This window comes from Vibrio sp. 10N.261.54.E10 (assembly GCF_002877735.2).
In the GTDB taxonomy this organism is placed as follows: domain Bacteria; phylum Pseudomonadota; class Gammaproteobacteria; order Enterobacterales; family Vibrionaceae; genus Vibrio; species Vibrio crassostreae_C.
The window spans coordinates 385,575-401,518 of sequence record NZ_MCXE02000003.1 but is presented as its reverse complement, the minus strand read 5'-3'; the positions used below and the strand labels follow the sequence as shown (position 1 = coordinate 401,518).

At 46.9% G+C, this 15,944-nt stretch carries 15 protein-coding genes; 3 read left to right on the top strand and 12 right to left on the bottom strand.

The annotated features are described in order from the left end of the window. Window positions 1-8 precede the first annotated feature (8 nt). Both ilvM and ilvG read right to left on the bottom strand, forming a co-directional pair. Entirely contained in the window at window positions 9-293 is a 285-nt protein-coding gene (gene ilvM, locus BCU07_RS20770) for an acetolactate synthase 2 small subunit (protein WP_017055442.1), read from the bottom strand. Window position 294: 1 nt separating this feature from the next. Next, complete coding sequence (gene ilvG, locus BCU07_RS20765; RefSeq protein WP_017058784.1) at window positions 295-1,941, bottom strand: acetolactate synthase 2 catalytic subunit; 1,647 nt, start codon at window positions 1,939-1,941, stop codon at window positions 295-297. Window positions 1,942-2,413: 472 nt separating this feature from the next. Here ilvG and BCU07_RS20760 point away from each other — a divergent pair, with 472 nt between their 5' ends. Beyond that, a complete protein-coding gene (locus BCU07_RS20760; protein ID WP_017058783.1) occupies window positions 2,414-3,937 on the top strand; it encodes a YifB family Mg chelatase-like AAA ATPase in 1,524 nt (507 codons plus the stop codon). A 62-nt stretch (window positions 3,938-3,999) separates the two neighbouring features. Here BCU07_RS20760 and BCU07_RS20755 read toward each other — a convergent pair whose 3' ends face one another. The 6 genes from BCU07_RS20755 to BCU07_RS20730 all read right to left on the bottom strand — a co-directional run bounded on the left by BCU07_RS20755 (window position 4,000) and on the right by BCU07_RS20730 (window position 9,118). After that, on the bottom strand, window positions 4,000-4,956 hold the full coding sequence (locus BCU07_RS20755; RefSeq protein WP_065584153.1) for a DUF2860 domain-containing protein: 957 nt from the start codon (window positions 4,954-4,956) through the stop codon (window positions 4,000-4,002). 139 nt (window positions 4,957-5,095) lie between these two features. Beyond that, window positions 5,096-5,695, bottom strand: a complete 600-nt coding sequence (locus tag BCU07_RS20750; protein WP_017063015.1) for a thiol:disulfide interchange protein DsbA/DsbL — start codon at window positions 5,693-5,695, stop codon at window positions 5,096-5,098. A 55-nt stretch (window positions 5,696-5,750) separates the two neighbouring features. After that, the gene (locus tag BCU07_RS20745) at window positions 5,751-6,737 is read right to left on the bottom strand and encodes a serine/threonine protein kinase (RefSeq protein ID WP_017058781.1); all 987 of its coding nucleotides are present in this window, start codon (window positions 6,735-6,737) and stop codon (window positions 5,751-5,753) included. Between the two features lie 73 nt (window positions 6,738-6,810). Then, entirely contained in the window at window positions 6,811-8,229 is a 1,419-nt protein-coding gene (gene ccoG, locus BCU07_RS20740) for a cytochrome c oxidase accessory protein CcoG (protein ID WP_102429013.1), read from the bottom strand. A 326-nt stretch (window positions 8,230-8,555) separates the two neighbouring features. Beyond that, on the bottom strand, window positions 8,556-8,819 hold the full coding sequence (locus BCU07_RS20735; protein ID WP_009848104.1) for a YihD family protein: 264 nt from the start codon (window positions 8,817-8,819) through the stop codon (window positions 8,556-8,558). Window positions 8,820-8,950: 131 nt separating this feature from the next. Then, on the bottom strand, window positions 8,951-9,118 hold the full coding sequence (locus BCU07_RS20730) for a hypothetical protein (protein ID WP_004739323.1): 168 nt from the start codon (window positions 9,116-9,118) through the stop codon (window positions 8,951-8,953). 283 nt (window positions 9,119-9,401) lie between these two features. Here BCU07_RS20730 and BCU07_RS20725 point away from each other — a divergent pair, with 283 nt between their 5' ends. Both BCU07_RS20725 and trhA read left to right on the top strand, forming a co-directional pair. Continuing rightward, on the top strand, window positions 9,402-10,193 hold the full coding sequence (locus BCU07_RS20725) for a sporulation protein (protein WP_017058778.1): 792 nt from the start codon (window positions 9,402-9,404) through the stop codon (window positions 10,191-10,193). A gap of 156 nt (window positions 10,194-10,349) precedes the next feature. After that, window positions 10,350-11,003, top strand: coding sequence for a PAQR family membrane homeostasis protein TrhA (trhA, locus tag BCU07_RS20720; RefSeq protein ID WP_017063010.1), 654 nt, complete (start codon window positions 10,350-10,352; stop codon window positions 11,001-11,003). Here the strand turns inward: trhA and BCU07_RS20715 are convergent. The 4 genes from BCU07_RS20715 to rsmB all read right to left on the bottom strand — a co-directional run bounded on the left by BCU07_RS20715 (window position 11,000) and on the right by rsmB (window position 15,910). Then, window positions 11,000-11,575: a DUF3157 family protein gene (locus tag BCU07_RS20715; protein ID WP_102429014.1), complete on the bottom strand. Its 576-nt coding sequence runs from the start codon at window positions 11,573-11,575 to the stop codon at window positions 11,000-11,002. The two genes, trhA and BCU07_RS20715, sit on opposite strands and share 4 nt — an antisense overlap. A 26-nt stretch (window positions 11,576-11,601) precedes the next feature. Further along, complete coding sequence (locus BCU07_RS20710; RefSeq protein WP_017077319.1) at window positions 11,602-13,047, bottom strand: TrkH family potassium uptake protein; 1,446 nt, start codon at window positions 13,045-13,047, stop codon at window positions 11,602-11,604. A gap of 96 nt (window positions 13,048-13,143) precedes the next feature. Further along, window positions 13,144-14,520, bottom strand: coding sequence for a Trk system potassium transporter TrkA (gene trkA / locus BCU07_RS20705; RefSeq protein WP_004735766.1), 1,377 nt, complete (start codon window positions 14,518-14,520; stop codon window positions 13,144-13,146). 109 nt (window positions 14,521-14,629) lie between these two features. Continuing rightward, window positions 14,630-15,910, bottom strand: coding sequence for a 16S rRNA (cytosine(967)-C(5))-methyltransferase RsmB (gene rsmB / locus BCU07_RS20700; protein ID WP_102429015.1), 1,281 nt, complete (start codon window positions 15,908-15,910; stop codon window positions 14,630-14,632). Window positions 15,911-15,944: the final 34 nt, after the last annotated feature.

The following is a 15,944-nucleotide window of genomic DNA, read 5'->3' as shown; positions in this document are numbered from 1 at the left end:
GCGGTTCCTTATGCGTTTATCTTTTGTTGTAAGTTGTTGTTTGGCAGTTCATTACGGCTGATCGAGATAACGTCAACGGTACGCACATCCCACAGCTTTTCGATTTGATTGACCAAAAAAGAGATTGGACGGTCACTGTCTACAATGATCTCTACACTCGCCACTTTACTTTCGTGGTTTTGAGTGCCCGCGACTTGCTTAACAATAAAGCCACGGTGGCGGATAACACGAAGAACACGCTCTAGTAGTACAGGCTTATCATCGGCTTTGATGTCTAATAGGTATCTTTTCATGTTATGTGTTCTCCAACATCTCACTGTTTGAAGCACCTGGCGGTACTAGTGGCCATACGTTCTCTTCTTCATCAATAAGAACATGAAGTAGGTAAGCGGTTTTGCTTTCTAGCATCTCTTTCAGTGCTGGCTCTACTTCTTCTTTGCGCGTGATGGTTTTACCCGGGATATCGAACGCTTTCGCTAGCATCACGAAGTCTGGATTGTCATCTAGGATGGTTTCACTGTGGCGGCCATCGAAGAACAACGATTGCCATTGGCGAACCATACCCAAGCGAGAGTTGTTTAGAAGCACCATCTTCACTGGGATTTGGCGGCGTTTCAGTGTGCCAAGCTCTTGCACGTTCATCATGAACGAGCCATCACCAGAGATTAGAATAGATTGGTCATCAGGACGCCCAACCGAAGCACCCATTGCAGCTGGCAAGCCAAAGCCCATGGTGCCTAAACCGGCAGAGGTAATGAAGTTCTGTGGATCGCGAGGCTGAATGTGCTGAGCTGCCCACATTTGGTGTTGGCCCACATCAGTCGATACGATAGAGCTTGCTGGCATCATGTCTGACAGTTGCTTCAACAGCAGTGGAGCAAAAATCAGATCACCAGGGTGGTCGTAACGCCATTTGAATGAGCTACGAAGACCTTCAGAGTGATGAACCCAAGAGGAGATGTCTTGGCTTAGCTCTAGTTGAGGCATGATCTTGTTGATGTCACCGCGAATTGGCGCATTGGCAAGACGCAGTTTGCTGAACTCAGCGGCATCGATATCGATATGGATAACCTTAGCATGCGGCGCAAAGGTATCGAGTTTGCCAGTTACTCGGTCATCAAAACGAGCACCGACAACAATCAACAGGTCACTCTCTTGAACCACAAGGTTAGCGGCTTTAGTGCCGTGCATACCCAGCATGCCAAGGTAGTGTGGGTCGTCACGTTCGATAGTGCCCAAGCCTTTCAGTGTGCTTACTGCTGGCATTGGGTTTAGGCGTAAAAACTCACGAACCGCATCGGTTGCTTTAGCAAGTTGAACACCACCACCTACGTATAAAACAGGACGGGTCGCTTGAGACAAAAAGTACTGTGCCTGTTCAATGGCATCAGTTGTCGCAACAGGAATTGCGGGTGGAGTAAATTCAGGAAGAGCGTTAACAGGTGCTTCTGCTAGTTGAACGTCTTTAGCGATATCGACGATAACCGGGCCAGGGCGGCCAGACTTTGCTACCACAAACGCTTCAGCGAGGGTTGGAGCTAGCTCTTCAATATCAGTTACTAGGTAGCTGTGTTTAGTACATGACAGAGACATACCAATCACATCCATTTCTTGGAATGCATCGGTACCAATGTGGGAACTTGCAACCTGACCTGTGATAGCAACCAATGGGATTGAATCCATAAAGGCATCAGCAAGGCCAGTGACTAGGTTGGTTGCACCTGGTCCCGAGGTTGCCATACAAACAGCGACATCTTGTGTTGCTCTAGCCATGCCGATCGCGGCCATAGCGGCGCCTTGCTCATGGCGACATAGGATATGTTCAACCCCGCCGTCATAGAGTGCATCGTAGATTGGCATGATGGCACCACCGGGGTAACCAAATACGGTCTCAATTCCTTGTTGCTTGAGTGCGGATACGACTAGTTCTGCGCCTTTCATCGGAATTCTCCCGTATTACCTTTATTTTGGTAACTGTTTCCTTTGTCTCTGCACATCTTGTGCTCCCATTCTTCCTGTAAATCGGCAAAGCCGAAAATGCTCAAAAATATAAAAATCGAATGTTTAAATTAGAAAAAACCCCCGGACTTGTCAGTGCGGGGGTTTTTTCTAATTCGTGGTTACTTTCTTCCCACTCGCCCCCGCGCAGTCTTAATAATGACTACGATAATCAGGTTAATCAGTGCGTAAATGCGAGCGTTAAAAATCATAATATTCGAGTTTTCTCGTTTATTGTCTTCAGTAAATGTCTACATCTCTAGTGTTATCACACAAATCTGCCGCATGACAAGGGAAATGTCATTCTTTTTTCACATTAAAATACCATTCCACCAAGCTATATAACAACCTTATCGCTTTGGTGAGCAACGAATATCCAGAGCGAATACTTTTAAATCAAAGACAAAGGAAAGTTATGGGACTCGCGATAATTCATAGCCGAGCTAGTGTGGGTGTAGAGGCGCCAGAAGTGACCGTTGAGGTGCATATAAGCAACGGAATGCCTGGCTTCACGCTGGTGGGTCTACCTGAAACAACGGTCAAGGAATCTAAAGATCGAGTGAGAAGCGCGATCATCAATTCTCGCTTTGAGTTTCCATCGAAAAGAATCACGGTTAATCTCGCCCCAGCCGATTTGCCCAAAGAAGGTGGCCGTTTTGACCTGCCCATCGCGCTTGGGATTTTGGTGGCGTCAGATCAGCTTCCGACATCAAAAATAGCTCAACATGAATTTATCGGTGAGTTGGCATTGTCAGGAGAACTTCGCTCGGTAAAGGGCGTTTTGCCTGCGACGTTAGCCGCCGACAGTGTAGAGCGATGCTTAGTTGTCCCACATCATAACGGTGATCAGGCTGCGCTGGTGGGCAAGGGAGCGCATAAATCTGCACAAACCTTGTTGGAGGTTTGTGCTGACATGTGTGGACAGGCTCAGCTTGGGCTATATAGAACGGAACATCATCAGGCTGATGTTTCAGTGCTTCGCGACCTACAAGATATTATCGGCCAACAACAAGGCAAGCGAGCTCTAGAGATAGCCGCTGCTGGGAATCATAACTTATTGTTTCTTGGCCCACCCGGAACCGGAAAAACTATGCTCGCTTCTCGACTGCGTGACCTATTACCTGAAATGAGTGATGACGAAGCGATGGAAACCGCGTCGGTGGCCTCGTTAACGCAACAAGAAATCAATCAATACAACTGGAAGCAACGACCTTTTCGCTCTCCTCACCATTCCAGTTCAATGGCGGCATTAGTGGGTGGTGGTTCGGTGCCTCGCCCCGGAGAGATCTCTTTAGCGCATAACGGCTTATTGTTCTTAGATGAGATGCCGGAGTTTGAGCGCAAGGTGCTTGATTCATTACGAGAGCCACTAGAGTCGGGCGAGATCATTATCTCCCGTGCTGCGGGCAAGACTCGTTTTCCTGCGCGTTTTCAATTGGTCGGTGCACTTAACCCAAGTCCAACGGGTTATTACGAAGGTAACCAGGCGCGCGCCAACCCACAGATCATCCTGCGTTACCTCAATCGCTTATCTGGGCCCTTGCTGGATAGGTTCGATATGTCATTGGAGATACCTCTGTTGCCAAAAGGAATGTTGGCCGAAGGCGGTGATCGCGGTGAAACCACTCAAGTAGTTAAGCAAAGGGTTAGGCAGGCGCGAGAGTTAATGCTATCTCGCAACCATAAATCGAATGCACTGTTAGGTAGCCGAGAAATTGAGAAGTATTGCCCATTGCGACGCGAAGATGCAGAGTTTCTTGAGACAGCACTACATCGCTTGGGTTTATCGATTCGTGCTTATCATCGAATTATTAAGGTGGCACGAACCATTGCCGACCTTGACGGTAACGAGCAGATCGAAAAGAAACATCTATCAGAAGCGCTAGGCTATCGCGCGATGGATCGCTTGCTGAAACAACTCACGGCTCAAGCTGTCTAGCAAGCAGAAAAAGCCTGCTTAGATGCAGGCTTTCGTTGGATTGCAGTTCATACTCGCTAAGGTTAGAACTTGTAGTTCAAGCCAACTGAAACGATATATTGAGACTCGTCGTAGAAGGTAATGTTCGAGTCGCTGGTGCCGTAGCCTGCCAGTGAAATAAACGACCAGTTTTCCCAATCCATGAATTGATCATACTCATAGGCGGCGAATAGGTTGATATTGTCGTCGCTGCGTTTCTTGTCGTAGATCGGGTTGCTCGCATCGTAAGAGCGTTGGCTGTAACCCGCTGTTAGTGCGTACTGGTGACGCCCCATGCCACCAAACAAGCTTACCTCACCACCGAATTGGTCGTAAGATTCAGCTTTACCATCAGCATCACGTGTTTGATAGATGACGGATGGAATAAGCATCATGGTACGACTAAGTGGCAGGCGATATTGACCTTTCAAGTAGAGAGTATTGGCATCTCGTTTGAGCTCTTGATCTTGAATATCATCCTTGTCGACATCTTTGGTCGCATAGGCCATGTCTAGCGAGAAAGCTGAGCCCGCAATGTTGCTTAGCTTCAAACGAAACGCATTGCCAGTTTCATCGGTCTTGGTGCGAGCTGATGTGGTGTTGTATGGATCAGCCCAAGTTTCACCAGACATAATGGTTGGCAGCAGTGAAGCGTCGATCACCATGCCTGACTCAAGTTGGTATTTGTAACCGACTTCGAGAACTACAGTACCTGTTGCTACATCATCTCGCGCGGTACCTGTGTATACCTGATGGTTTAGCTTTTCACCAAAGGTATAAGCAACACTACCTAAAGGAGCAACCAGAAAAGAGCTTTCCGAAGAAGCCTTCTGATCTGTGGATGAAAGATTGCTATCAGCATCGGTATTAAAGTTCGAGGTGGAAGAGGTAACCCCGGTATTGAGAGAGATTTCACCACTGAAACCTTGTTGGTCTGCAAGCTTGGCAAAAGCGGGAGAAGCCGCAACGCTCAATGCCAAGAGAGTTATTTTTATTTTCATTCAAGGGCTCCTTGCCCACCGGTTCTTAGGACGGGTTATTAATAGCAGTAAAGCTTTAAACTTCCAGGTTAATTATTTATCAATAATGATTTTTGAACTAGCAAAAAAAAGGAAGCCGAAGCTTCCTTTCATCAATGGCTTACTTCTTTAATAAGAAGTTCACGAGCTCGAAGTACTCATCAAGAGAGTTGATACCTTGAGCTTCTACTAGGTAGCGGTTGTTAACCACAACAGCGGGTACACCTGAAAGGCCGCTGTCTTTGAATGCTTTGTCGAAGCGACGAACCATAGAATCTACAGCAAAGCCGTTATACGCAGCATCGAATTTCTTCGCATCAACGCCTTCGTCTAGGAAGATTTGACGCAGTTCTTCTTCATCACGTGGTGGCTTGTTCATTGTGTGGATGCGGTTAAACATCACTGGCACCATTTTATCTTCAACTTTCAGTGCAATCATTGTCGCGTAAGCTTTGCTCATTGGCAGACCCATGTTGCCACCCATGAATGAAACATGGTTCTTCTGTAGCTTAGCGTCTTTAGGTAGCTGTTGTTTTAGCTGCTGGATGATTGGCTCAAAGCTATTACAGTGTGGGCAGTAAAAAGAGAAGAACTCTGTCACCATTGGTTTTTTTGATGCTTCTAGGTCGAGAACTTTGTAGTGTTCACCTTCGTTAAATTTCGCAGCGTGAGCGGTAAGGCTCAACATGATCAATGAGAAAAATGCGAATAGCTTTTTCATTTATCCAATCTCCATTATGTTTGAATTTTTATCTAGTTGTATGTTGCGATTGCTGTTACCACTGAGGCATTAACGAAAGTGGTGGCTCTTGCAGGGTAGCAATTTGCTCTTTACAAGCAAGTACTTGTTGCTCCCAATATTTCGGATCATTAAACCACGGGAAGGCCAGAGGAAACGCAGGATCGTGCCATCGTTTCGCCAACCATGCCATGTAATGCACCATACGTAGACCGCGTAGTGGTTCGATTAGTTTCAGTTGTGCGGTATTAAAATCGCAAAACTCTTGGTAACTCTCTAGCAAAATATCCAGTTGCATCAGCTTATCTTGGCGCTCGCCATTGAGCAGCATCCACAGATCTTGTATCGCAGGGCCGTTACGTGCGTCATCAAGATCGACGAACATTGGCCCATCGCGCCACAAAATATTGCCAGGGTGGCAGTCACCGTGCAGGCGGATATTCTCAATGTTGCTCGGCCACTGGCTCTCTAGCTCTTTGATCAGAAGGTCAACGTCATTGAAGAAGGCATTTTCTAGGTGCGTCGGGATAAACTGAGAGTTCTCTAGAATCTTACGTGGCTGATAAAGGTATTCATCTAAGCTGATGGTCGGGCGATGCTGGAATGTTCTTCCCGCGCTGGCTTTATGAATACGACCAAGAAAGCGTCCTACGCCTTCCAATTGATCTAGATTGTCAACTTCATACTGTCTGCCGCCAACACTTTCAAATAGTGCAAATAGGTAGCCTTGGTATTCATGTAAGGTTGCACCGTTGATTCGCATTGGAGGCGCAACCGGCATCTCTTGTTCGATAAGCTCGAGTGCGAAGTCATGCTCTTCTTGGATCTGTGCCTTGTTCCAGCGTTGTGGACGGTAAAACTTAACGACGTAGCGCTTACGGTCTTCATCGGTGAACTGATAGACACGGTTTTCGTAACTGTTGAGAGCGAGAAGCCCGGATTCAGCGCGAACTCCGATGCTCTCCAGTGCGTACCACATGAAGTCAGGAGTCAGGTTATCAAAGTTAAAGGCTTGCATCGTCATAGAATAAAAAAGGCTCATTACTGAGCCTTTTTCCATTTATTGGGTTGTTATACCAAGCACTACGGTGCGGGTATCAGAGCTTCTTGATAAAGCGGCTTTCGACTTCCATCGTAAACTCTTCATTATCCGAGAGTATAAACTGAATTGTCGAAACTGGTGAGCTCAGTTTTTCTGGGTCGGCGCCCAAACTGATAGGTAGGTTCAAAACCTCGCCTGGATCGACAGTAATCGTCTGTTTACCATACCAGATAGAATCGGGCAGTCCGCTAACATCGAGTTTGTACTCTTGCTCTTGTTGAGTCTTGTTGATCACTTTCAAGGTGTAGGTGTTTTCAACCAACCCTTGGTTATTGACTCTAAACAGTTGGTTTCGGTCACGCAGAACACTTAGGCCGGCAGGATCAACGCTCGCGATTTGGGCGAAGAACAAGCCCAGCATCACGATCAAGATAGCGCCATAGCCCAACAGCTTGGGACGCATTACCTTGGTCGAGTGACCTTCAAGTCTGTGCTCGGTGGTGTAATTGATCAGGCCTTTCTCATAGCCCATACGCTCCATCGTGTTGTCACAGGCATCAATACACGCGCCGCAGTTAATACACTCGTATTGCAGGCCGTCACGGATATCGATACCCGTAGGGCACACTTGTACACACAGATTACAGTCAATACAGTCGCCTAGACTAAGCTCTTTTGGATCGGCTTTACGAGAGCGAGGGCCACGGCTTTCACCACGTTCTGTGTTGTAACCAACGATGAAGGTGTCTTTATCGAACATTGCCGACTGGAAACGCGCGTAAGGACACATGTGCAGACAAACAATTGAACGCATCCAACCCGCATTGGCATAAGTACATCCAGCAAAGAACAGTACCCAAAACACCGGCCAGAAAGACGAGTTAAAGGTAAAGAAGCCAACCACTAACTCTTTGATTGGGATGAAGTAACCAACAAAGGTTAAGCCCGTCGCAATGGCAATCGCCCACCACGCAATGTGTTTGAGGGTTTTTCTGAGGATTAAATTGTTCGTCAGTTTGCCCGAGTCTTGTTTTCTTCGCTTATTGGCAGCGCCTTCTAGCTTCTCTTCGAACCAGATATACATGAAGGTCCAGACGGTTTGTGGGCATAAATAGCCACACCAGACACGGCCTAAGAAGGTGGTTATGAAAAACAGGCCAAACGCGGCAATCATAAATAGGATCGCGAGTAGGGTCAGATCTTGCGGGTATAAGGTGGTGCCAAAGAAGTTGAACTGTTGGCTGCCGATATCGAGCAAGATCGCTTGACGTTCACCAAAGGGAATCCATGGGATAAGCGCAAAAAGTAAAAGTAAGAACCAACCGCCATAGCGACGCAGTTGTTGGAATTTACCTTTGCTTTCTCGAACATAGATTCGGTTACTTGGGTTAAATCGATCTCCATTACCTTTATGTGTTTTCGGGTTAAAGGTTTTAGGAGTCACATCTTTGATATCGATTTTATCCTGACTCATGGACTATCCTTTTTGTGGCTTGTTTGCCCGGTTAAGTCGGGCATGACGACATTACTTGAAAGTATGGTTTAGAGAACCTGTTGAAATTGAGCTTGGTGCATTTGTTGTTATCGCACTCACTCTTATTATTTTAGAAGATTCTTATGGATGGCGATTATAGCGACAATCTTGTTCTCATTTCTTTAACGCTATCAACCTTTAACAACAAAAGTCATAACAGTTGTGACGAAAAAATAGCGAACAGAAACAAAAAAGCGACCTGGTGGTCGCTTTTTAAAATTGAGTGTTTTATCTATACGGCAATTGAGCTCTAAACTAACGGGCGACTAAAGAAGGCCACGTGCTTTTAGAATTGCGGTTTTGAAATCATCTTCTTGGTCTTTTTTCAGGCCCGGGATCATCTCATCTTTTTCGCTGTTGCGCATTTTTAGGTGATAGATAAGAACATCGTCAGTCAGTTCTTCAAGCTTGCCTTGGTAGCCCGCTTCTTTTGATAGCTTAATGATGAACTCTAATAGGTTAAGCTCTTGATCTTTCTGCCACTCAGGCTCCATCAGTTCAAGCAGTTCTTCAATGCGGTGACACTTCATACTTTATTTCTCCACAAATTTTATAATGATTTGTGGCTAAGGTATCAAATCGGGTAGGGAATACCAATGTGTAAACACATTTCAAGATGGGAGCGGGCAAGAAAAAAGCGCAGTAAAAACTGCGCTTTTTGTTAAGCGGCTTTAATCACTTTCGTTGTAGTCGGTGCTAATAAAGCAGTCTTCTCAACTAGAGTCATTGTAGGAGCCAATTTCTTAGCCGTTGGAGCAGCAACAAAGCCACTACGACGACGCATCGCACTACGGTTGGTGTGCGAGAACCTGACAGCTGTTGGGCGCATTAATTTACCTAACGGTCAGGCATATCCATTGCCAATCTAATGGCCTGATTTACCATGAGCTCCACCTCAATTGCTTGAAGCGTCACTCGTCTGGCTTTCGCCAATCCGAAGAATAAATCAGGATAATGATATGCATGCATATCAAGGCTTAGATTATCACTATCTAAGTTATCGATCGACGCCTGAGTGATAAATAGACGATATTAGAGCTAAAATAGTGTGAGCAGTATATTTGAGTTTGAACCTCTTTCAGGCTTAAGATGATGCTTTAAAGGAGGTGCATATGTCGTTCTTAAAGAAAACGTTAGCAAGTTTTGGAATTGGATCTGCCAAGGTGGATTCTGTATTGCAACAGGAAGTGCTTTATCCAGGCAAGAAGGCGAGCATTATTGTGCATGTCTATGGTGGCGCTCAGCCACAAGAGATCGACAATATCGATCTCAACTTGTGCTGTCGTTACGTCAAAGAAATTACTATGAATTCGCAAAGGCAAGAGGGCGGTCAAACACGTCGAATGCACCAGACATACTCGTTGGCCAAATGGAGCCTGCCGTATGCCTTTGTTATTCAGCCGGGTGAAACCCGTGATTTTGAATGTGAGTTTGATGTCCCGCTGAACACACCTGTCACGATTGGTGATTCAAAGGTGTGGCTAGAAACCGGGCTCGATATTGCGATGGCGATTGATCCATCGGATAAGGATATTTTAACGGTTCGCCCAGATGCACTTCTTGATGGTATTTTTAATGAACTAGAAGCTCAAGGTTTACGCATTCGCCAAGTTGAGTGCGAAGCAGTAGAGGGCTTTGAACTGCCATTTGTTCAAGAGTTTGAGTTTGTCCCTACCACTGGTCCATATCATGGCCGCTGGCGTGAACTGGAAGTGGTTGCTCATCGTGATGAAACCGAGCTTAAGTTGTGGTTTGAGATAGACCGTAATCGCGATGGTGCAAAAGGCATGTTGGCGAGCTTGTTAGGCATTGGCCAACTGCAGCGTCAATTGAGTGTGCCATTGGATACGTCACCACAAGATGCGGGCAAGATGGTACTTGAGTATCTAGACAACGCATCTTAGTTAGCTCTTTGGTTCTGTAGCTTTAGAGACCTTAGCTTCATCACACCGTTTAGGCGTTATTAATGTCATAAAAGATGTCATAAAAATTTAAGCTTACACGTGTAAGCTTAATGTGCAATACTAGGCAAATCGAACATTTACTCTAGTAGGATAATCATGTCTGCATCATCGGCGAGCGAATACAGTGACATCGAAGAACGCGCCAATGCGATAACCCATGGCTTGGGTGTTGTGCTTGGCGTGGTTGGTTTAATCCTGCTGCTGATTCGTGCGTTTGACCATCAAGCCGACATACTGACTATTGCGAGTATGGCGGTATATGGCAGCAGTATTATCCTACTCTTTCTCGCTTCCACGCTTTATCACTCGATCACCACAGAAAAGACCAAGCGATTACTGAAAACTCTCGATCACTGTGCGATCTACTTATTGATCGCTGGCAGTTACACGCCATTTTTATTGGTGAGTTTAAGAACACCATTGGCGATGGGTTTGATGGCAGTGATTTGGGGTATCGCGCTAGTCGGAATCATTATGAAGATTGCCTTCGTCTACCGATTTAAGCGTTTGTCATTGGTGACTTACTTGGCGATGGGTTGGTTATCGCTGATTGTGGTTTATCAACTGGCGATGAATATCGAGATGGGTGGTTTGGTGCTACTAGCACTCGGTGGCGTGATTTACTCGTTGGGTGTGATTTTCTATGTGGCAAAACGCATCCCTTACAATCATGCCATCTGGCATTTGTTTGTGTTGGCGGGCTGCGCTTGCCATTTCTTCGCTATTTATTTGTACGTGACTCCGGTTTAGCGAGCCAGTACCTCAGTAATCTCAGCTTTAATCTGATATTCAGGGTGTTGTTCTAGGTCGAGCTTGATGAGCTTGCCTTCTTCACCCGTCTTTGGTCGTAGGTATGTGTCGGCCATTCGTTTGATTGATTTCCACACAGCAACTTCTTCTTCTGCCAACAACTCACCTTCTGCAGTAAATACGCTGATGTTAAGTGATACCAAAATGACCGCTTGAGTGCCTTGGTTAGTGATGGCTGTCGGAATGATAAGCTCACCATCTTCATAGCGACTTGCACCCAGTACAACATCCACTCCTGACTGAGACAGCTGTAAGCTTGGCTTTTTACTATTAACCACAATCGTAGTGCCACGCGTGTTCGTTGCGACAGGTACGGCTACGACAGGCACTGCAGTCTCTGATGTTGTCGTTGCTGCTTCCGTTTGCTTTGGTGCCACGTATTGCCAAGTAAAATCATCTTTGAGTAACACTTGCTTGCCATCAGGCAAGGTGACCATTTTATCAGCAAAGGCAGAACTTACGAATACTGAGTTTGCGAGCAATGCGCTAGCGAGAAGTACGTATGATTTCATCTGTGTTTCCTTGATTTTGTGCTTGGTTAACGTCGCCAAAAGGCTGGGAAAAATAGAACAATGAGCGTCAATATCTCGAGTCGCCCCATCAGCATTCCTAAGCTTAGCAACCATTTAGCGGCGTCGGGCAGTGGAGCAAAGTTCCCGGTTGGACCGATAACGCTGCCCATACCAGGACCAACGTTGGCAACGGCTGTGATAGCGCCAGATATACTGGTCACGGGATCAAGCCCCATCGCGCTCAAGCCACCTGCAATTAAGATAATCGTAATAAAGAACATCAAACCAAATGCGACTAGTGAACGCACAATATCGTCATTCACCGGTCGCTGATTGTAGCGTTGAACAAACACGCCCGACGGGTGAATCAGTTTCATCATCTGCTTATGAAGCATGGTCATCGCGATCTGGAAGCGGAAGATCTTGATACCACCAGAGGTTGAACCTGAGCACGCGCCCGCCATCATTAAAAAGGCAAACAGCGTGGTAGGCAAAGCGCCCCACGCGGTGAAATCTTCTAAGCCAAAACCGGTTGTGGTTACGACTGACACAATATTGAACATCGAAACACGCATCGCATCCATGACCGTGTAGCCATCTCTAACCACCAACCATGTCGATATCACGGCACTGGTGACTAAGAATAGATAGGTGAAGCCTCTCACTTGCGCGTCTTTGTAGAGGATTGAGAGTTTTCTGCCACGCAGTGCGCTAACGAACAGTAGGAACGGCAGACCACCAAGGAACATGAACAGGGTTCCCACCCAGTGAGCACTGTTAGAGAAGTGGTTCATCGAGCCATCTGATGTTGAGTAACCACCCGTAGACAGTGTTGTGAAGGCATGATTGATCGCGTCAAAGATGCCCATGCCTGCAAAGAGATAGCTAATGATGCACAAGCCAGTCAGAACCAGATAAACCGCCACGATGTTCTTCGCGACCGTTTTTGCTCGTGGGCTGCTTTTATCTGACCAGTCGGATGATTCGGTTTGGAACAGGCGCATACCACCGACGTTGAGCATTGGCAGAACCGCTACCGCCATAACGATGAAGCCGATGCCACCTAACCATTGCAATATAGAACGCCACAACAGAATGCTTGGTGCCATGCTGTCTAAGCCGCTTAATACGGTTGAGCCTGTTGTGGTGATACCAGACATGGTTTCAAAATAGGCGTCAGTGAAGCTGATGTGGTTGATGAAGACAAACGGCAGTGCAGCAAAGGCACTGGCTATCGTCCATACCAGAGAGGTGATCAGGAACATGTCCCGCACCCCAAGTCGGAACTTAGCGGAGCGCCCTAAGCTCAAGCAGATGAACGCCACAATGTGCGTGATCACTACCGATTGACCAAACTCGAGGAAGCCACCGGTGCCTGTGAAAAAGGCAACCAATGTGGGGATGTACATGAAAAGGGCGAGTTTTGATAACACTAACCCTATCACTAATAATATCGGACGAAAGTTGACCATAGCTTAATAGACCATAGCTTTAATTGATTACAGCTTTGTGCCGGAGCGTCGTTCTCACAAGAAGAAGGTTGCGAGAAGATACTTACGAGAACAAGGCTATAAGAAGAACGGGCTCGGTTGGAATAGAGACTCAACATCAGGTACGTATTTCTTGTCCACTAGGAACATCACTACGTGGTCATCTTGTTCGATTACGGTTCTATCGTGCGCGATAAGTACTTCTTCTCCGCGAACAATCGCACCAATAGTGGTGCCCGGTGGTAGCTTGATGTCGCCAATCGCTCGGCCAACCACTTTCGATGTGGTTTCGTCACCGTGAGCAATGGCTTCGATCGCCTCCGCAGCGCCGCGACGTAGAGATGATACGTTAACAATATCAGCACGACGAACGTGAGTAAGCAGCGCAGAAATGGTCGCTTGCTGTGGAGAGATAGCAATATCAATCACGCCACCCTGAACAAGGTCTACGTAAGCACCACGCTGAATCAGTACCATTACCTTCTTGGCACCCATTCGCTTCGCCAGCATTGCTGACATGATGTTGGTTTCATCTTCATTGGTTAGGGCAATGAACACGTCCACTTGATCGATGTTCTCTTCGGTTAGCAGCTCTTGGTCTGCCGCATCGCCACAGAAGACGATGGTGTTTTCTAATTCTTCAGACAGCTTTTCGGCACGAGTGTAGCTGCGCTCGATAAGCTTGATGCTGTAGCTCTGCTCAAGGCGTTTTGCCAAGCTTGCACCAATGTTACCACCACCGACAATCATGATGCGGCGGTACGGTTTCTCTAGGCGTTGTAGCTCACTCATTACTGAGCGGATATGGTTACTCGCTGCCACAAAGAAAACCTCATCATCGGCTTCAATGATGGTGGTGCCTTGTGGGCGAATAGGGCGACCTTGACGGAAAATAGCGGCAACACGGGTATCAATGTGCGGCATGTGCTCACGCAAAGCAGACAGTGCGTTACCCACCAGTGGACCACCGTAGTAGGCTTTTACTGCTACTAGGCTAACCTTCTGTTCAGCAAAGCTCACAACCTGCAGTGCGCCTGGGTATTGAATCAGGCGCTCGATGTAGCTGGTCACTAGTTCTTCGGGTGCGATCAGGTGATCGACTGGGATGGCACCTGATTTGAATAGCGCTTCTTTCTCTTCTAGGTATTGAGGAGAACGAATACGAGCAATTCGGTTCGGCGTATTGAAAAGAGAGAAAGCAACCTGACACGCAGCCATGTTGGTTTCATCCATGTTAGTTACGGCAACCAACATGTCGGCATCTTGCGCACCCGCTTCACGTAGTGTGTTTGGGTGGCTGGCATAACCGTTTACAACCCTAAGGTCGTACTTATCCTGAAGTTCACGAAGTCGGTCAGCATTACGGTCGACAATGGTGATGTCGTTGTTTTCACCAACCAGGTTTTCAGCAAGGGTACCGCCAACTTGTCCAGCACCTAGGATAATGATCTTCATAGCCTTTCTCTTTTCTTTACCGTGGTAATTCTAGTTATCTAACTTTGTTTTGATAATGCACTAGAAAGAAACAGCGGCTAAGAAATAAATTCTTAGCCGCTGTTAGTTGTTATGCCTGTTTTACTAGAACTGCGTAGTAGAAGCCATCCATATCTTCTTCTCCAGGTAGTATTTGACGACCCGGATTTTCGATATCAGACCCAACCAGCGTTGCGTTTTCAGTACGTGCTAGGAATGCTTTCACTTGCAGCACGTTTTCTTGCGGCGTGATAGAACATGTCGCATAAACCATGGTGCCGCCTTCTTTCAGCTGACGCCACATTGCATCCATAATTTCGCTTTGCAGTTCAGCCAGCGCATCAATGTCAGATGCACGACGTAGCCACTTGATGTCAGGGTGACGGCGAATTACGCCAGTCGCTGAACAAGGTGCATCAAGTAGGATACGGTCGAACTTATCGCCCATCCACCACTCTTCAGGGTAGCGAGCATCACCACAAATTACGTCGGCACGCAGTTGTAGGCGCTCAAGGTTATCGTAAACACGGTCTAGACGTTTGATGTCGCAGTCAATCGCAACCACTTCAGTATCTTGAGTGTGCTCAAGAATATGTGCCGTTTTACCACCTGGTGCAGCACAACAATCTAAGATCAGCTCACCATCTTTTGGTGTTAGGTAATCAACCGAAAGCTGAGCGGCAGCATCTTGCACTGATACCCAACCCCTGTCGAAGCCAGGAAGCAAAGTAACATCACAAGGTGCAGCTAATTTTATGGCATCAGCTGCTTCTGGGTGCAATGTGTATTCAATGTTTTCGTTTTTAAGCAGTTCAACATACTCGTCACGAGTGTGGTGTTGGCGGTTAACGCGCAGCCACATTGGTGCCTTACTGTTGTTTGCTTCAACCAGTTGCTCCCATTGATCTGGGTAGCTCTCTTGAAGCATTTTTAGAATCCAGCTTGGGTGGCTGTATTTGCCTGCATTGTGACTAACGGCTTTCTCGTCTAGTTCTTCTTGGTCACGTAGGTAGCTACGTAACACAGCGTTGATCAAACCACTCAGGCTTGGACCGCGCAGTGTCTTAGTACCCTCAACCGTTTCAGCAACCGCGGCATGCGAAGGGATACGCATGAAGCTTAGTTGGTAAATGCCCACCAAGATTAGGTGGTGGAATACACGCTTTTTACCTTTAAGCGGGTTTTCCATCAGTTCGTTAGCGATTGACTCTAAACGAGGCAGATAACGAAGTGCGCCGTAGCAAATCTCTTGCAGTAGAGCATGGTCTCGCGGACGGATCGTTTTTTGAGCCGCAGGGAGAGCGTGTGAAAGAGAGTGGCCTTTATCGACAACTTGGAATAGGACATTTGCAGCAGCAGCGCGAACATTCATGAGGGGTACCGAATATTTATTTGAATACATGAGG